The sequence below is a fragment of the Streptomyces sp. CWNU-52B genome (genome assembly GCF_047444975.1).
Lineage (GTDB): Bacteria > Actinomycetota > Actinomycetes > Streptomycetales > Streptomycetaceae > Streptomyces.
On record NZ_JBLFJV010000002.1, the window covers coordinates 242,957 to 260,446 of the forward strand.

General features: G+C 74.6%; 15 protein-coding genes. All 15 read right to left on the reverse strand.

Annotated features, from left to right (window positions below):
- Positions 1 to 35: 35 nt before the first annotated feature.
- Positions 36 to 2,480 carry a hypothetical protein gene (locus ACLVWQ_RS02295; protein WP_414106376.1) on the reverse strand — a complete coding sequence of 815 codons (2,445 nt, stop codon included), beginning with the start codon at positions 2,478 to 2,480 and terminating at the stop codon, positions 36 to 38.
- The gene (locus ACLVWQ_RS02300) at positions 2,477 to 6,091 is read right to left on the reverse strand and encodes a hypothetical protein (RefSeq protein WP_414106377.1); all 3,615 of its coding nucleotides are present in this window, start codon (positions 6,089 to 6,091) and stop codon (positions 2,477 to 2,479) included. The genes ACLVWQ_RS02295 and ACLVWQ_RS02300 overlap by 4 nt, the downstream gene beginning before the upstream one ends.
- A 14-nt stretch (positions 6,092 to 6,105) precedes the next feature.
- Entirely contained in the window at positions 6,106 to 7,104 is a 999-nt protein-coding gene (locus ACLVWQ_RS02305) for a hypothetical protein (RefSeq protein WP_414106378.1), read from the reverse strand.
- A 46-nt stretch (positions 7,105 to 7,150) separates the two neighbouring features.
- Positions 7,151 to 7,768 carry a hypothetical protein gene (locus ACLVWQ_RS02310; protein ID WP_414106379.1) on the reverse strand — a complete coding sequence of 206 codons (618 nt, stop codon included), beginning with the start codon at positions 7,766 to 7,768 and terminating at the stop codon, positions 7,151 to 7,153.
- Positions 7,765 to 9,945 (reverse strand): hypothetical protein, encoded by a 2,181-nt coding sequence (locus tag ACLVWQ_RS02315; RefSeq protein ID WP_414106380.1) that lies wholly within the window; start codon positions 9,943 to 9,945, stop codon positions 7,765 to 7,767. The genes ACLVWQ_RS02310 and ACLVWQ_RS02315 overlap by 4 nt, the downstream gene beginning before the upstream one ends.
- Positions 9,942 to 11,252 (reverse strand): baseplate J/gp47 family protein, encoded by a 1,311-nt coding sequence (locus tag ACLVWQ_RS02320; RefSeq protein ID WP_414106381.1) that lies wholly within the window; start codon positions 11,250 to 11,252, stop codon positions 9,942 to 9,944. Before ACLVWQ_RS02320 ends, ACLVWQ_RS02315 begins: the two co-directional genes overlap by 4 nt.
- Before the next feature lie 3 nt (positions 11,253 to 11,255).
- A complete protein-coding gene (locus tag ACLVWQ_RS02325) occupies positions 11,256 to 11,702 on the reverse strand; it encodes a hypothetical protein (protein ID WP_414106382.1) in 447 nt (148 codons plus the stop codon).
- A 14-nt stretch (positions 11,703 to 11,716) separates the two neighbouring features.
- On the reverse strand, positions 11,717 to 12,061 hold the full coding sequence (locus tag ACLVWQ_RS02330; protein WP_414106383.1) for a hypothetical protein: 345 nt from the start codon (positions 12,059 to 12,061) through the stop codon (positions 11,717 to 11,719).
- Positions 12,061 to 13,767, reverse strand: coding sequence for a hypothetical protein (locus ACLVWQ_RS02335; RefSeq protein ID WP_414106384.1), 1,707 nt, complete (start codon positions 13,765 to 13,767; stop codon positions 12,061 to 12,063). The genes ACLVWQ_RS02330 and ACLVWQ_RS02335 overlap by 1 nt, the downstream gene beginning before the upstream one ends.
- Positions 13,764 to 14,114, reverse strand: coding sequence for a hypothetical protein (locus ACLVWQ_RS02340; RefSeq protein WP_414106385.1), 351 nt, complete (start codon positions 14,112 to 14,114; stop codon positions 13,764 to 13,766). Before ACLVWQ_RS02340 ends, ACLVWQ_RS02335 begins: the two co-directional genes overlap by 4 nt.
- 64 nt (positions 14,115 to 14,178) lie before the next feature.
- Positions 14,179 to 14,685, reverse strand: a complete 507-nt coding sequence (locus ACLVWQ_RS02345) for a hypothetical protein (protein WP_414106386.1) — start codon at positions 14,683 to 14,685, stop codon at positions 14,179 to 14,181.
- A 3-nt stretch (positions 14,686 to 14,688) separates the two neighbouring features.
- On the reverse strand, positions 14,689 to 14,970 hold the full coding sequence (locus ACLVWQ_RS02350) for a hypothetical protein (RefSeq protein ID WP_414106387.1): 282 nt from the start codon (positions 14,968 to 14,970) through the stop codon (positions 14,689 to 14,691).
- Positions 14,971 to 14,972: 2 nt separating this feature from the next.
- A complete protein-coding gene (locus tag ACLVWQ_RS02355) occupies positions 14,973 to 15,365 on the reverse strand; it encodes a hypothetical protein (RefSeq protein ID WP_414106388.1) in 393 nt (130 codons plus the stop codon).
- 12 nt (positions 15,366 to 15,377) lie between these two features.
- Entirely contained in the window at positions 15,378 to 16,502 is a 1,125-nt protein-coding gene (locus ACLVWQ_RS02360; protein WP_414106389.1) for a hypothetical protein, read from the reverse strand.
- Between the two features lie 67 nt (positions 16,503 to 16,569).
- Positions 16,570 to 17,388 (reverse strand): hypothetical protein, encoded by an 819-nt coding sequence (locus ACLVWQ_RS02365; protein ID WP_414106390.1) that lies wholly within the window; start codon positions 17,386 to 17,388, stop codon positions 16,570 to 16,572.
- Between the last annotated feature and the right edge of the window lie 102 nt (positions 17,389 to 17,490).

The following is a 17,490-nucleotide window of genomic DNA, read 5'->3' on the forward strand; positions in this document are numbered from 1 at the left end:
GGTGCCCTCCACCGGGTCTTCGGGCGCTTCGGGCGCTACGGGGTCTGCCCGGATCGCTGGACCTTCTTGATCCTGCCTGCCGCCTGCTGGATCCTGGCCCGCCGGAACTCCCTGGAATACAGGGCCTCCAACTCGGCGGCGGTCGCCCCGAAGTGACGCCAGTACGTCTCGCCCACGAGGGCGGCCTCGCCCGACTCGTGGAGCAGGACGGTGTACAGCATGTTCTTCGCCATGTGCGGGACGCGCTCGACGCTGGTCAGGTCGAGGACGACGAGCCGGCCGGGGGCCCTGACGACGAGGTCGGGCGTCAGGTCGCCGACGAGCCGGGGCCCGCCGTCGTTGGTGAACAGCGGTCTGAGCTGCTGTTCCAGCTCGGCCACGCCCGGGGTGCGCCGCACATACGTCTCGATCGGCAGGTCCAGGATCTCGGCGGGCAGCCTGGAGAAGGCACGCAGCGACGTCTCGGGGACGACGGTCAGTCCGCTGCCGGCGAAGCGCGCCTCGACCAGACGGGCGAAGGCGAGGTGCAGCTTCGTACCGCGCGTCGCGGGCGTGAGCGCGGCACCGCCGACCTCGGCGATCGCCTGGGCGACCAGGTCCTCCAGCGCCTCCACGGTCAGCACCGTGCCCGCGCCCCCGCCGCCCGGCCCGGCCGGGGTCTTCGCGGGCGCCTGAAGAGGAGCCTTCCGCTCCGCCTCGCCGAGCGTCCGCACCAGCTCGTCGATCTCGGCCGGGGTGAACAGCCGCTCACCGTCCTCCAGCATCCCCTTGCCGACCTCGGCACGGGAAAGCACCGAAGTGCCCTTGGACTTCGCCCCGGCGGCGAGGATGTCGTCGCCTCCGCCCACGGTGAGCAGGACCCCTTCCGCGGTGACCGTCGACGGCCGCTCGGTGAGCAGGAAACGGACCACGTCCATCAGCCGCAGCCCGATCGAGTCGAGCGCCGCCACGCCGACGCGGTTGACGGAGACCACCGCGCGGACGGCGCCCCCGGCCAGCTTCGGCAGAGCCCTGACGGCCTCGGGCAGCGTGAGCAGGGTCATCACCAGCTGCCCGAGGACCCGCCCCGCGTCGAAGAACTCCAGCTGCTCCAGCTTCTCCAGGAAGGTGTCCCGCAGCTGCCGCAGACCCTGTTCGGCGGTGACCAGCGGATGCCCGACACAGGTGACGATCGCCGTCCAGAACCGGTGCCGCTCCCGGGCGAGCTGTTCGGAGAACACCGACCCCGCCAACATGCCGATGACCTCGACGACTTGGTAGAGGTTCTCGCCCGCACCCCACAGGACTCCGCTGAACACCTGGGCCCCGTCGGCCACGTTGGGCTCCCAGTTGGCGAGGACGTACGTCCAGGGCACCTGCCGCTCGTGCAGGAAGGTCCTGAACTCCCGTACGCGGACCAGCGCGAGCGCCTCACCCAGCTTCCCCCGCCTGCGCAACTCCTCGAAGACCGACATGAGTTCGTCGGCGTCGAGCCCCCGGAGGTGGGACTTCATGGTGGCCGCGACGACCGAGCCCGGCGCGCCCGACAGACCGTGTTCGAGCGCGTCGGCGATCCGTGCGGCGGCCGCCCGGAAGGCACCTGGCCCACGGCCGACGATCGTCGTCTCACGGAGGGTGGTGAGATCGCCGGTGTACGCGAGCACGCCGGCCGGCACGGTCACGGTGTCCCGGGTGACGACCCGCAGCCCGGTGTCGTGGCGGCGCCCGTCGTCGGTGACGCGGTGCACGGCGTAGCCCGCGCCGGGCACGGCCGCGGCGACCAGGCCGAGCCGTTCGCGGGCGATCGGGTCCAGGTAGAAGGCCCCGGCGCCCAGCCGGGCGGCGACCGTCCGCTCCCGGTCGGGGCCGCCCAGCGCGGGCACGAGCCGGACGTCCGTCGAGCCGACCACGAGGCTGTCGGCGGAGATCCGGCCGAGCAGCGCGTTCCGGTACTCGTGGCCCATGCGGCTCCGCAGGGCCGCGAGCCGCACCGGGGTCCAGTCCCGCTCACGCACGGGCGGCGGCACCGGGGTGCCCCGGTGCGCGGCCGAGGGGTGCGCCCCGCCACCCAGGTCGCGCCCACCGGACCCGGTGCCGAGCCCCGCCCCGGTGCCGGCCCCGGTGCCGAGTCCGCCGGCGGGCCGGCCGACGGCCCCGGCGGCGTCCGCGCCAGGACCGCGCAGCAGTGGCAGGGCGACCGGCCGGCCTCCGTCGTCGTAACTCGGCACCCGGTAGCCGTCCCTGCCCTCGTCCCCGGCACCGGATGCCGCCGGGTTCGTCTGCTCGCGGGCCCCGCCGGGTTCCGCAGCCGCCGCTGCGGGTACGGCGGTTCGGCCGCCGGCCGCCCGTACGGCGTCGACGAGGGACCGGCGGACGGCGACCTCCAGGAGCCGCGCGGTCTCGGGGGCGAGCCCCTCGGGCCGGGCGATGCCCTCGGGCAGGTGGTAGTACCGCCGTCGGCCGCCCTGTTCTCCCCCCTCACTCGTCACGGCCCCGTTCACGGCACCCTCCTCCCGCCGACGATCCGGTAGACGGTGCTGACGTCGTCGGCGGTGACCTCGAAGACGATGTCGGGATGCCGGGCGCTGAGCCGGGCGAGCACCCCGGCGCGCGGCCCGCCGCCCAGCGCGGCGGCGCAGACGGAACAGACCTCCTGGTCGACCCGGATGTACACGGTCCGGCCGCGCGCGGCGGCCCGTTCCTCCCCGGTCAGGCGGTTGAGGCGGGCATCGAGCCGCTGGCCGAGATCCTGCTCGGCGTGCCCGTGGGCCTGCGGCACGACCACGTTCTCCGGAGGCCGGATGCCGTGGGCGGGGTCGTACGAGCCGAGGGCGCGCGGTGATCCGCCGGCGAAGGACTCTCCGGCGAGGGCGGGGATGTCGGAGCGGGCGACGGCGACCGTGCCCTCGTACCCGGCGGCCGTCTTCGCGGTCGCGGGCACCTCCTGCTTCCCGCCCACGGTGGACCGTTCCTCGAATCCGGCGCGCTCAGGAGTGGCGGGCTTGCGCAGCCCGGCCGCCTCCAGCCGCCGCCGCTCGGCCTCGACGAGGGCGCGGGCCGCGCGCAGGTCCTCGCGCAGCCGCTCCTGTACGGCGGGGTCGGTGGGCCGCTCGGGCCGGTACGGGCGGTGCCGGCCGCCCCAGGCCTCGTCCAGGTACTCCTTGGCGACCGGGTCGCCGGCCTCGCGGGCCGCCAACTCCTCGGGCCGCGCCCTCTCGTACCACGCGCGGTCCAGGGCGGCCTCCCGGTCGACGAGCGAGGCCTTCTTGAGCTCCTGCCAGCTCGGCCACCGGGTGGCGGGGGCGGCCGGTCGCACCGAGGCACCGGGAGGCCGCGCACCCGGCGGCCTTCCGCTCGCAGCCCGCGTGCCCGGTGGCTCGGCCACCGGCTCGGCCGCCGGGGGTCGCGTGCCCAAAGGCGTCCGGCCGTGGGCGAGTCCCTCCGCCGCCTCGTCGACCCGCTCGGAGAGCGCCCGCGTCCAGGCCCGTGCCTCCGCCGCCGAGAGGCCCTGGCCCATGGTCTGCTCCATCCGCCGCCGGGTCAGGGCCATGGCCTCGGCCCACCGCTCGGCCGTGACCCCTTCGTCCCTCAGGAGCCGGGTGAGCAAAGCGGCCTTGACCAGGGTCGGCCCGGCCCGGGTGAGCAGTGCGCGCAGGACGGGCTCCGCGACGAAGACGCCGACGATGCCGACGACCGCGTCGAACTCCATCCGGCGCACGTACGTGTCGATGCCCGACCACTGTCCGTCCTGGAAGGCGACGGTGACGACGTCGTGGGCGAAGACCGCCAGAGCCCCCGTGGTGCCCCCGCCGACCGTGCCGGTGAGGAGCTTGGCCGTGATCCAGGAGGTGATCCGGGCGCGCAGGGTGGCGGTGCCGATCCGGCTCCCGGCCCAGCCGCCGAGCCCGCCGCCGATCCGGAAGCCGATCGTGCCGAGGTAGCCGTCGACGGCCGCCTCGGCGAAGCCGCCGACCGTGACCTCCTCGTCGGCGAGGAGGGTCCTGAGCAGGTAGGCGTCCACCGAGAGCCCGACACCGACACGCACCGCCGTGCCTCCGCCGCCCAGTCGGACGAGGGAGGCGACGACGCCCGCCTCCCAGGCGAGGGCGAGGCCGCCGACGGCGACCACGGCGAATCCCGCGATCCGGTAGAGATCCCCGGCACGGCCCAGCCGCCACTGGACGAGCCGGGCCTCGAACTCCCCGACGGGTTCGGTCGACGGCCCCGCGGCGCACCTCCAGGTGTCGCCGCCGCCCACGACCCGCGAGACGATCTCGAACCGCACGTCGTAGGAGGGCAGCCCCTGCTGCTGGGTGGCGAGCACCTCCAGGAGCCGGATGCCGTACTCGACCTCGACCTCCTCGAAGTCGTCCGCGGTGATCCTCGCCGCCCGCGCGGCCCGCTCGACGGCCAGCGCGGCGAACTCGGCCTCGCTGTAGGCCTGTCGGTCGCGTCCGGTGAGGACGTCCTCGACCAGCCGGGCCCGCTGGGCGAGGAGTTCGGCGCGCAGGGCCTCGGCCCTGCCCGGCTTGGGACGCTGTGCGCCCAGGCTCTTGCGGTAGAGGATGTCGGCGTCGCCCAGGAGCTGACCGGCGCGTACCGTCCCCGACGGCCGCCGGTCGAGCTGGATCGCCCCCTGGCCGGGGCCGCCTGGGGTGTAGGCGTGGGCGGTGGTGGCCGCGCGCTCCTGGGAGAGGGCGGCGCGCAGGGCCCGTACCCGCTCGTGGTGCGCGTACGGGGTGGTCTCGCACCGCTGGAGCAGGCGCAGCCGCAGGGCGAACCGGCGGGTGGCGTCGGCGCGGTCGAAGAACTCGCCCAGTTTCCCCAGCTGTTCGAGCTCGGCCAGTACATGGGCGAAGCGGCTGCCGAAGCGGCCCCGCTCGTGCGGGGTGGACTCGGTGAGGAGGGTGTCCAGGGCGTCGCCGAAGCGGTCGCCGCCGAGCAGCGGGAGGAGGGCGGCCACCAGCTCCCGGGCCCTCGGCCGGAAGAACGCGGCGCCGACGGTCTCGGGGGAGAGGTCGAACCAGGCCCGGCAGTAGAGCACCCGCTCGCCCGCCTCGGCGGGCCATTCGGTCCGCCGCCGCACGGACTCGGGCAGCCCGGGGAAGACCTCCCCCTCGGCGACGAAGAGGGCGGCGGCCGGTACGCGGTGCGGGGGGCCGTCCCCCGCGTGCCGGTCGAGCAGCAGGAAGAGGGCCTCGCGCTCGATGCCGGCCGGGGTGCGCAGCGGGTTCGAGTCAGGGCGCAGGACGGCCGGCTGGGTCCAGACCGTGGTGAGTTCGCTCGCGTACTCCTCGGCGTACCGGCTCCACGGGATGCCGGTGGCCCGCTCGAAGACGGTCCGGTCGACGCAGAACCCGGCCCCGCGCACGGTCATGGGGACCGGGCGGGCGGAGCCGAGCACGACGACGTCGGTGAGGTCGACGCGCGGCAGGCGCATGGAGGCGAAGACGACGTGCCGCGGCGGGAGCCGGGGCATCCGGGTGGCGAGCGTCCCGCTCTCGTCGGCCTCGGTGAGCCGGTGCAGCGCGGCGGCCGACGCGGCGAGCGCCCAGGCCGGCTCGGTCCTCCCCTCCTTCTCGCCGGCCCTCCTGCTCTCCTTGTCGCCCCTCTCGGCCGGGGTGCTTCTGGCGACCAGCTCCGTCCCCAACTCCTCCGGCACGTACCGCTTGTCGAGGCGCACGATCCAGACGTCCACCGGGCGGACCGTGCCCGCCAGCGAGGCGTACAGCGCGGCCTGCGGGAACGGCTGCCGCAGCACCTCCGCCACGTACCCGAGGAACCGCCCGACCTCGATCCGGGCCCGCGCGGTGCCGACCACGGTCCAGGGCTCCCGGCCCCGCACCGGGACCCCGGTACGGCGGCCGGCGTCGGCGTACGAGGGCAGGGCGTAGCCGCCGGCCACGTCCCGGCCGGGGTCGTGCGCCTCCTGTACCCCTTCGCCGCCGGCTGCCCACGGCGCTGTCCGGCGGTGGCGTCCGAGCTGCCGCTCGGCCTGTGCGAGCCGCCCGGCGACGAGCGCGGTCAGCCGCCCGGTGAGCGCGGCCAGTTCGTCGGCGCCGGGCTCGCCGGTGAGGGTGATCCGCACCGGCACGCGGACATGGATCTCCATCGGTCCGGGCCGGGCTACTCGGTGACCAGGAGCATCACGCGCAGCGCCGAGCCGATCATGTCGCCCCGTTCGCTCCACAGGGCGAGGTCGAAGGTGTGCAGGCTGCCGACCGGGGCGTCCTTGGGCCGTTCGACGACGATGTCGGTGTCGACCCGGTCGGGCCGGTCCGCGGCGAAGCCGAAGAGGGTGTCGAGCCCGGGGATGTGGTCGGACCGCAGAGTGAAGCCGGGCGGCTCGGTGCCGACCGTGACGGGCACGGGCCCGCGGGAGGTGTTCAGGGAGATCTCCCCGCGGGCGAGGTCGGCCTCGGTCGCCACGATGCCGGGGTGGTGCACGAGCATGGCGAGCTGGCCGGCGCTGGGCTTCGTCGTCACGTGCTCGGCGCTGACGAGGTACTGCTGGCTGCCGCCCGGCGGCGGGTAGGTCGTCGTGGGGACCTTCGAGGACGTGCCGGAGCCCTGCGGGGCGGGCAGCAGGACGATGTTGCGCTGGGCGTGGTGCTGGTCGGTGCTGGGCCGGACCGTGTCGTTGACGCCGAGGAGCTTGCCCTCCGGGTTGGCGACCGTGTCGGACTGGTAGCAGTTGGCGGCGATGCAGAAGTGGCCGCCGCTCGTCCTCTGGTACTCGGGCTCCGAGGGTTTCCAGATGGGTGGCACGCGGATGTCGAGCGTGGTCCCGGCCGGGATGTCCCGCGCGGGGGTGAGGTCGAAGCCCATGTACGCGGACGACGTCTTCATTTCACCGAAGCCCGGCGGGAACAGCCAGGCCTGGATCTTGACACCGAGCGCGGGGTCGGAACCCTTGTTCCTGACGCGGACCATGACCGTGGTCTCCTCGCCCACGCGGGTCGTGTTGCTGTCGACGGGGTAGTTGGGGTCATGGGGGTGCTGCGGGTCGGTGAAGGTGCGCAGCCAGAGGCTGTTGTTGTCCCATGTCTTGGTCGTGTTGGTGTCGGGCCACGGCCGTGAGCCGTTGTCCGTGCCGTCGATGGGGATGACGAGCCTGTCGGCCATGAGGCCTCCGTTCGATGGGCGTTCTCGACTGCCGTGCAGGTGCCGGTCAGTTGCCGAGGTAGGAGAGCTGGACGCTGGTGATGTAGATGACGTTTCCGGCGGGGGCGCCGTCGACGTACGCGTCGACGAAGTAGCGGTACGTGCCCATGTCGACCCGGTTCTTGTCGGGCTGGACCTCCTGGGGGTCGCCGAACGGGCCCCCGGAGCACCGCACCTGGGCGACCGCCTCGCGGTTGCCGGCATCGGCGAGCGGCACGCGGTACAGGCTGACGACCAAGGTGCCCGCGCCGCTGTTCTGGCCGGTGGCGCGGAGCCGGCGCAGGGTGACGCCGTCGGGCGGCGTGATGGGCGCGATCCCCCTGATGGACTGGTCGTCCGGGTTCTTCCTGATGGCCACCCCGTAGGTGTCGAGGGACCACGGCTTCTCGCCGTCCACCGGTGAGAAGGCGGGCGCCAGCGTCAGCAGCCGCTCCACCACCGGGCGTTGCCCCACCGACTTCAGGCCCGCGTCGATCGCCCCCACCACCGTCGACAGGCTCTCCAGGTCCTTCTGGAGCGCGTCGAAGCGCACGTTGAAGCCGTTCTGCCCGCTCGCCGCCACGCGGTCGCGGTTGTCCACCCACGCCACATGTCTGAAGGTGGGGCTGAAGCTGATGTCGGTCACGGATTCCCTCCGGTCAGGGGACGGGTGACGACCTCGACGCCCAACGGGCGCAGGCCGGCGAGGAGGTTGACGATCAGGTCGCGGGTGCCTGGCGCCAGGGCGTGGCCGGCGAGTTCGGGGCGCAGCCGCACCGTGAACCGGTACGCGCCCGGCCTGTCCCCGACGCGGTAGGCGCCCTGCACCCAGGCGGGCCCCGGACGCAGGCCCCGTACGGACATCTCGCCCGGCGCCGTGGTCACGAGCTGTGCGGCGCCGTCGCCGGTGGACCAGACGAGCACACCGACGGCGCCGACCTCCGCCGCCCCAGGTGTGACGACGAGCTTCGCGGTGGCGCCGGTCTCCAGCACCCCGTCGGGGAGGCCGGGCGCGAGGACCCGTACGGGGTCCTGCTCCTCCTGGGCGACGGTCACGGCGCCCGCGCCGACGTGTACGTGGCTGAAGCCGGCCCGGTGGGCGAGCGCGCCGAGCGGGCCGAGGGTGAGACCGGGGTGGCTCAGGCGCAGTTCGCGGCCCTCCCCGGCGAGGGCGCTCGCGGTGGCGGTGAGGTCGCGGCGTACAGCCAGCCTGCCGGTGGTGGACGGGGGCAGCAGGGCGATGAGGCCGTCGAGGTGTTCGGCGACCTCGCGCCGCATCCGACGGTTGTCCGCCTCGGTGCCGTACTCGGCGTGCACCGGGTCGTCGTGCGTCACGAGGAAGACGGGGTGGAGGGCCTCGCCGGGGAGGGTGGGAGGCGGCGGCGCGGGGTTCAGGGTGCCGTCGGCGCCGATCGCGGTGCCGTCGGCGACGGTGACGGGGTGCACGACGATCTCGCGGGTGGCGGTGAGCGTGAGACCGGCGAGGCGCAGTTCGGCGATGACGACGACCCGGCCCGCGGCCCGGCCCCGGAGGGCGACGGAGGCGCCTTCGGCGGGTGTGACGAGTTCACCGCGGCCCGCGCCGCAGTGGACGACGTACCAGCGGACGAGGGAGCCGGGCGGCGGGGAGGGCCGGACGGTGAGGGTGAGCTGCCCGTCCACGGGGAGCCGACCGCCTGCGGTGTCCATGCCGAGGAGTTCACCGGGGGCGCACTCGGCGTGCACGGTGCCGTCCCGGCGGTGGGTGACCAGGTCGAAGCCGGCCCGGTGGGCGAGGGCGGCGAGCCGTGCGGGGCCGGTGGCGGGGTGGCTCAGGCGCAGGGCGCGGCCGGTGGCGCGGGCGTCGCCGGCCGAGGGGTCGTAGGCGGCGTGGACGCGGACCCGTCCGGTGAGCAGCGGGGCGAGCCGGGCGACGGCGGCGGCGACGGCCGGCTGGGCACGGGGCGGGGTGGCCGCGTCGACGAGGGCGGGGTCGAGCGTGGTGAGGAAGGCCGGGTGGAAGGGGTCCTCGGCCGGTGGGAGCCGCAGTCCGGCGGCGACGGTTCCGGCGGTGTCGATGCTGCGGCCGGCCAGGAGCGTGGCGGGCACGACACGCAACGGCAGGATGCCGCGGCGCAGTTCGGCGTCGGTGTCGTCCAGGACGAGCGGGTCGGGGACACCGTCGATCGGGCCGACGGCGTCGTTGAGGGCGGCGGTGAGCCCGGCGGGGGTGGGCAGTGTCCAGCGGCGGGCGACGGTGAGGCGGCGGCGGTAGGCGTCGTCGCTCTCACCGGGCGCGCGGACCACACCGTGGCCCGCGCCGTTGCGGTCGAGGTGGACGCCGTGCGCCTGGGCGAGGGAACGCTGGGCGACGGTCCGGGCGAGCTGCCGGCGCAGGTGGTCGCGCTCCCAGCCCGTCGCCCACAGCAGCCGGCCCATGGTGCCGAGGAGAGCGGTGAGCTGCCACCACTCCTCCTGGTCGCCGGCCAGGCCGGACCGGATACCGGTGAGGAGCCCGGTGCCGGCGGGCAGCGGCACGGAGGTGCCCGCGGTGAGCCCCTCGGCCAGGGGCACCGGGAGGGTGGCGCCGCCCTGGACGGCGAGGGTGACGGTGGTCCCGGCCGGGATGTCCCGGCGGGCCTGGAGGATGTAGAGCGGCTGCGGCACCACCCCGTACCGGGCGGTGTGCAGCCCGAAGTCGTACGGCTCGACGGCCGTGCCCCGCACCACGAGCCGCAGCCGGTCGGCGCCCCGGCCGAAGGGCGCGGTGAGCCGGGCGGCCATGTCGGCGGCGGCGAGGCGGGGCAGGCCGGGTGCGAGGGGCAGGACGCCGGGAGAGGTCATCGGGTGACCACCTCGATGCTGCTGAGCGCGGCGTCGGCGGCGAAGACGGCCATCTCGGTGGGGCCCATGGCGAGGGACTCCCCGACGGGGGCCTCCACGGTGCCGAGCTGGTAGGGGACACCGCCGAAGCCGAAGCGGCCGAAGGCGGGCGGGCAGCGCCGCAGATGGAGCCGGCGCACGTCGTCGACCCCGGGCCGCCCGGCGACGGCGCACATCACCCGGGCGTAGAGGACGTCGTCGCCGAGGCGGAGCCGGCCGATGTCGGCGGCGAGCCGGTCCCGGACACCGCCGATGACGGCGGGGCCGTCGAAGCCGGGGGCGAGGACGATCTCGGCGCGCACGGCGACGTCGATGTGGTCGGCCTCGACGATGTTCAGGTGGATGCCGACGGGCCGTACCCGGTCGACGGCTCTCTCCACCAGCTCGTACAGGCCGGTCACCGAACCGGGGGCCGGGAGGGTGCGCCAGGGGCGCAGGCCCCGGTGGGCGACGGCGACCTCGGCGAAGTAGGGCTCGCCGACGCGGCGTTCGTCGCTGAAGGTACGGCCGCCGAAGTCGAAGCCGCCGAAGTACGCCTGGGAGACGTCGATCCCGCCGAGCGGGTCGGTGACCCGCGCGTCGATCACGTCGGGCACGCCCAACGCGGCCTGCTGGACGCTGTCGAGGGTCCACAGGGCGCGCGGCAGGGCGATGATCCGGGCGCGGTAGGCGTCGTCGTCCTCGGGGATCAGCTCGTCGAAGGGCGCCGGGTTGGTGACGACGAGGGCGGCGGGCGGCCAGTCGGCGAGGTACTGGGCGCGGTGGGCCGGATGCACGTTGTCGACGCTCCCGGCGGCGACGGGCGCCTCGGAGGGGTCCACGGCCAGGACCCGTACGGTACGGGCCGGCGCGGCGGCGGTCAGTTCGACGGGGGCGGTGGTGGCGAAGGCCCGCGCGGGTTCGCCGTCGCCGAGCAGGACGGTCGCCGCGGGCACCACGTAGGTGCGGCCGGGGACGCCGCCGGTCAGTGTGAGCGCCACGGTCCCGGCGCGGCGGCCGGTGTGCCGGGTGAGGCCCGCGTCGTCGCCGAGCAGGTCGAGGGAGGCGCCGTCGGCGGTGGCGGTGAACTGCCCGTAGTACAGGGCCTCCATCCGCTTCCACAGCTCGGCGTCCTCCTGGGCGACCACCTCCAGGATCTTGCCGAGGGGGCTGGTGGACGACAGGTCGACATCGGCGCCGAGGGCGGCGCGGGTACGGGCCTTGCTCTCGGCGAGGATCACGTCGAGGCCCTTGAGGACGAAGCCGTCACGGGTCACGCCGTACGTCATGGTTCACACCTCCAGGGCGGCGGACAGGGCGGCGGACAGTGCGGTGGTCCGGCCGTCGAGGGCTTCGAGGAGGACCCGGACGGTGAGGAGCCGGGCGGCCCGGTCCTCGGTGAAGGCGACGTCGAGGACCTCCCGCACCCGTGGGTCGGCGCCGAGGGTGCGGACGATCTCCAGGCGCAGCAGGTCCTTGAGGACGCGGGGGCCGCCGGGGTGGGTGAACGCCTCGCCTGCGCTGAGCCCGTACCGGTGGTTGCAGCGGTCGGTGCCGTACGGGGTGAGCAGGCGCAGGGTCAGGGCCTGGACGAGGTTGGCGGGGCCGCGCACCTCGGCGAGGCCGCCGCCGCGGACGACGAGATCGCCGTCGTCGAGGAGGAGGCCGTGGCCGAAGGGGTCCAGGAGTTCCGGGGGACCCGGGGGGGCCGGGGGTTCCAGGGGGGCCGGGATGTGCATGGGTGGTCGGCTCCTCAGTCCGTGTTCAGCAGGGTCTGGCCCGGGTCCGTGACCTGCCAGGCGACGGGGAGCACGGGGACGGCCTGGGTGGTGCCCTTCGCGGTGGCCAGGGCGACGGGCGTGCCGCCGACCGTGAGGAGCCTGCTGGTTCCGGCGCTGAGCGCCGTGATCCGTACGCAGGGCGCCTGGCCCTTGGTGGCGTCGACGTTGGGGCAGTCGGGGACGGTCGCGGTGAGCAGGTCGGTGACCAGCAGCGCGGGGGCGCCGCCGACGGTCAGCACGCTCTGCGAGGCGACGGCCGCGACGGTGCCGCCGTGGGCGCACTTCAGGACGGCGGCGGTGGTGAGGACTTCGGCCATCACGTCACCCGCACCGAGGGGCCGTCGAGGGACAGGCTCACGGTCCCGTTGGTCAGCATGATCCCGCTTCCCTTGGTGCGGACGGTGACGGCACCGGCGGGGTCGATCTCGATGGTGGTGCCGGTGTGGTGCTCGATGGAGACGGAGTCGTCGGCGGGCGGCGTGGGACGGGTGCCGACCTGCGGGAGTTTCCGCGTCCCGACGAGGATGTGCAGGCCACGGGCCTGGATGACCCGGCCGCCCGCGGCGTCGGTGAGGTCGTTGACGCCGGGGCCCGCGGGCTGCCCGTCGGAACCGGTGCCGGTGGGCAGGGCTAGCCAGTGGTCGCCTGGTTCGGGTACGGGACTCCGGGCGCCCGGGGTGCGCGGCCAGAGGTAGCCGACGACGACGGCGTCGTTGACGAGGTTGCGGTTGTGGGCCAGCAGGGCGCGCATCCCGGGGTAGACCGGGGTCATCAGACCACAGGGGCCGAAGGCGAAGGGCGCGGCGACGGGCTTGTCGAGCAGGACGTCGTCGCCGACCGGGCCGCTGACACTGGGCGTGCCCAGGGAGGGCGGCGGGGACTGTCCGTAGGCGAGGGACACCTGATGGCCCGTGGGCCGGTACGAGCTGACCTCGCCGACGTCGACGGCGGGGCGGGCGAGCAGGGCCCGCTCGGCGCCGGTGTCCATGCGGTCGGCGACGGCCCGGACCCCGTCGACGGCCTCCACGAACTGCCCGGCCGCCGCCGCGACGAGCTGGACCTCGCACACGTAGCCGGTGCGCGCGCCGAAGCGGTGCACGAGCCGGTTGACGCGCAGCGGCCCGGCCGGGGCGTCCTCGACGCCGCGGAGGGTGACGACCTGGCCGACCCGCAGGTCGGGGTGGCCGAGCACGACCGGGTTCAGCGAGGTGCGGACCGGCGGGCGGTCCTCGCCGGGTGCGACCACGAGGGTCTCCTCGCCCTGCGCGTCGCCGTACGAGACGAGGTTGAGCTCCGGGTCGAAGACGACCGGCGCCGGGTCGTCGGAGCCGACCGCCGGACCGATGAGGACAAGCCCGTCACGGATCACGACGGGCGCGCGGGCGGTCTCGGCGAGCGCGCGCAGCGCGGCGAGCGCGGTGGGGTTGCGCACGGTGTGGTCGCTGAGTTCGGTGCGGAGCGCGGACCCCGGGGCGAGGGTGAGCCCCGCCGCCTCGACGACCCGCCCGGCGAACTCCAGCGCGTCGGCGGACCGGGCGCGGTGGACACCCGCCGAGGTCATGCGCAGGGCGTAGCCGCCGGCGTCCTGACCGGTGATCCTGACCCTGCTGAGGCCGTCCTCGGCGACCCAGGAGGCGATCTTGACGACCCGGCCCGCCATGACGGGGCGGCGGCCGACGCCGGTGTCGTCGAAGTAGCCGAGCCGGACGGTGGCGGTGAGCGGCCTGCGGGCGAGGGTGGCGCGGAGCATCGTGACGGTCTGGGCGGGCAGGTTGACCAGGACCGCCTCGAAGGTGCTCGCGACGGCGCCCTCGGCCATGGTGACGGTGAGGTCGGCGTCGAGGACCAGGGAGCCGCCGAAGACGTCGTTGGAGACGGTCAGCGGGAGCGCGGCCGGGCCCGCGAAGGCGCCCGTGCCCGCCCCGGCGGAGACGGCGCCCGCGGTGACCGTGCCGAGGAGCGCGGCGGGCCCGTCGGCGGGTGCCTCGTCGAGGGTGAGGCTGTAGCGGATGGCGAAGCTCACCGGGTGGACACCTCCGCGAGGACCGTCGAGCCGTAGCCGCCGGTGCCGTTGAGGTTGCGCACGTCCACCCGGGCCTCCCGGAAGACGAGCCGGAACGCGCCGACCGGGCAGGGCAGGCCGCGTACGGCCCTGCGGCGGACGAGCGGGACGAGTCCGCCCGGCTCCTCGCGGGCCACGGCGACCACCAGGAACGGGCCGCCGCCCAGCAGGTCGAGGACGCCGCCCGCGGCCACCGTCTCCTCGGCGGCGTTGACGTACAGCTCGACCCGGTGGACGTGCTCGCCGAGGCGCAGCCGGAAGGACTGCGGAAAGCCTTCGTCGGCGTCGACGGGCAGACTCGCCTGCATCGGGACCTCCTCTCGGAACAGGACGGTGGGGGAGTGAGGTGGGACGGGGTGGCCCCGGCCGGGCTCAGCCGAGGGGCGGGCCCAGGGAGCGGGGTACGGCGCCGGGAGCGGGCACGGCGGGGACGGCGGCGCTCCCCGCGGCGAGCGCCAGGTCGGCGGCCTCGCCGGCCAGCGCGCTCAGGCTGGAACGGGGCACGTGCTGAAGGGTCATGGACAGGTCGAAGGCATCCCGCTTCTGCACGCTCTGGGCGAACCGCAGGTCGGTGATCTGCATGTCGAGGCTGAGCGTGAGCCCGCAGACGACCGGGACACCGGTGGCCGCGAGGGCCGGGCCCGCGGCGGAGAGCAGCGCCCGCGAGGTGAGCGCCAGGATCTCCAGGGCCTTCTTCGTCGCGAACCGGTCGGGACCGAGCAGCACCGCCTCGATGGCGAGGGTCTTCGTGGAGGGCTGGGTGGCCTGGGAGAACCTGCTGTTCAGGATCCGCTCGACCCGGTACCCCTCGGTCATGGTGATGCTCTGCACGTACAGCAGGGGGATCGCGCCGACGAGTACCTTCTCCGCCCCGGCCACCGGCTATCCCCGGCTGCCGAGTTCACGGTCGAGCTCCTCGAAGACGTGCGCGGCGATCCGCCGGACGTGGTGCTCCTGGAGCGTGCCGACCACCTCCACCTCCACCGGGAAGTGGTAGTGGACGACCTGGCCCGCGTCGCTCCGGTGGGACACGGCGGCCGCGCTCCCGGGGGCGGGCACGATGTACTCGCCCTCGTGGACGAGGGCGATGCCGGTGCGCTCGACCCGGTCGCCGGCCTCGTGGGAGCCGGCCGGCGCGGCGGGGAACCCGTCCTCGGGGGGCATCGTCAGTCCTCCACACCGACGTTGAGGGCCATGCAGGTGAAGGTGGCCTGCGGGACGCCGTCCACGGTGACGTTGCTCGGCTGGGCGGCGCTGACCATGCAGCGGCTGAACTTGAGCGCGGAGAACGCCCAGTCGTTCCCCTTCTTCTCGACCACGGCGATTGCGAACTCCCCTCCGGTGACGGCGAGTTCGGTGAGATCGGCGACGGCGGTCGCGACGGCGGGGATGGTGAGCGTGAAGGTGAAGGTGAAGGGCTGGCGGACATAGCCGACGCCGTCCGCCTCCAGGCTGTGGATCACCGTGTGCGGGACGTTGAACGACGGGGAGAAGTTGGTGATCGGCGAGACGGTCCGGCCACCGAGCTTGACTTCCAGCCGGGTGTTCCAATCGGACATGAAGACGGCTCCTCAGTCGAACTTCAGGGTGACGTTGATGCGGTGGACCGCCCCGGCGTAGTCGACCCTGACCATGGCCTCGGCGGCGCGCTCGGTCTGGGCGGCCTGGATGAGGGCGTCCTCGGCGGGGGTCCGCTGCGGCTTGTCGAGCAGGGCGAGGATCGGGACGACGACCTCGTACTCCTCGATGACCTCGGCCCGGCGCAGCGGTTCGAGGACGGTCTCCAGCTCGGCGACCAGGCCGCGCAGTCCGGAGCGGCTGATCCGGAGGTTGCCGATGGTGCCGATGAGCCGGGCCTTGAGCCGGAAGGTGATGTCGTCGACGGCGCGGACGATGTCGATGTACTTCTTGGTGCCGGGACTTCCGGTGTAGCCCTCGCCCAGGTACACCCCGGAGCCGGGGATGAGCGGCGGGTCGACCAGCCAGTTGACGCCCTTGCCGGCCGGGCCGCCGCTGCTCTCGCCCTCGCTGCCGTTCAGCGCGATCAGCTCCTGCGCGGTGAAGGCCCCGGAGCTGACCTTGACCTGCTTGAGGAGCAGGGAGACATGGGGTTCGTACCCGGCGATGGTGCCGGCCACGGCGGCGGCGACGTCCTCGTCGCTCTTGTGCGCCACGTACACCATGCGTTCGGAGGCGAGCGTGCCGGTCACCACGGAGGGGTCGGACCTGCCCTTGGCGAGCATGGCGACCCCCATGCGCTCCATGCCGTCGGCCGCGGGCGCGGAGACGTGTTCGGCCAGCTTCACGATCGCGGGGGTCGAGACCGGCGGGGTGCCGGCCGCGGCCAGTTCGGTGCCGGCGACGACGACCAACTGCACGTCGAGCGTGGCCACCTTGGCGAACGCGTCGTCGTGGGCGTTGGGCTGGGCCAGTCGTACGCCCCAGACCTGGCCGGGGCCCGGCTCCTGGACGAGCGCGGTCGCCACGGCCTCGCCGAGGGGCCCGGCGGCGATCCTGCGGGCCTCGGCGACATCGGTGAAGAGGTAGGGGGTGTTGGGTCTGAGGAAGTCCGGCGGCACGACGTCGGGCGGGTTCGCCACACCGACGACGGCGACGTTGCCGTAGGAGCGGACGGCGGGCGCGAAGGGGACACCCTCGGTCTTGACGCGGACGTAGCGGACGGGCGTGTCGGGCATGGGACCTGCTTCCTTCCGGCAGGGAGGGAACCTGGGACGACGGGCGGGAGCGGCTGGGCAGGGGCTGTCAGGCGTCCGGCAGGAACAGCGCGGCGATGCCCGCGCCCGCCAGCAGGCTCTCGATCTGCGCCTGGCCGAGCCCCGGTCCGGCGGGCGGCGGCGCGGGCGGCTGCGGTACGGGGGCGGGGAACGCGACGGCCAGTGCGTACGGCGCGACGCGCACCCCGAAGGGCCCGGGTGCCGGCGGGCGGGCGCCCGCCGCGGCGGCGACGAGGCGGGCCGCCCGTATCGCCCCGGCCACGTCGTCGGGGGCGCCGACGACGACGGCGGCGTCCACCGCGACGGTGCGCCGGTTGGCGGGGCTGGCCGGGTCGAAGGCGGGCGGCCTGCGCAACCTCACCTCGGTGCGCAGGTATTCGCCGCAGTCGCGCAGGTCCTCCACCGTGACGAGGCCGTGGCTGCGCATGAAGCCGTCCAGGTCGAGAAAGCGGAACTGGGCGCGGAACTCGTCCAGGGTGGCGTACTCGTCGACGGCCTTGACGACGAGTGAGTCGAGGCCGCCGGGGTCGGTGTCGACGACCAGGTCGACCTCCAGTTCGGCGAGCAGGTCGATCCACACGGGCTCGGTGCTCTCGCCCTCCCAGCGGAAGTCGGACCGGGTGAGGGTGGGCACGACCCCGTTCCAGTTGCCGCTGCGGGAGTCGAGCGGGAAGAGCGGCCACTGGGGTACGGCGCTGCGCACCCGCAGGTCGGACACCGAGTCGATCCGCTCGTACTCCAGCTCGTGGGTCCGCTCGACGAGGAACCTGGCCCGCGGCCTGAGCAGCGCACCGAGCTGCACCGGGTCGGCGAGCCGGGCCGTGGCCCGGTCCTGGATGACTCCCATGCACGCGTCCTCTCGCGCCGCGGCGGAACGCGGGGCGAAAGCGCGGCCCCGGCGTGTGGCAGGACACAAGAAACCCATGTCCGCGGACCGCTCGACAAGGGC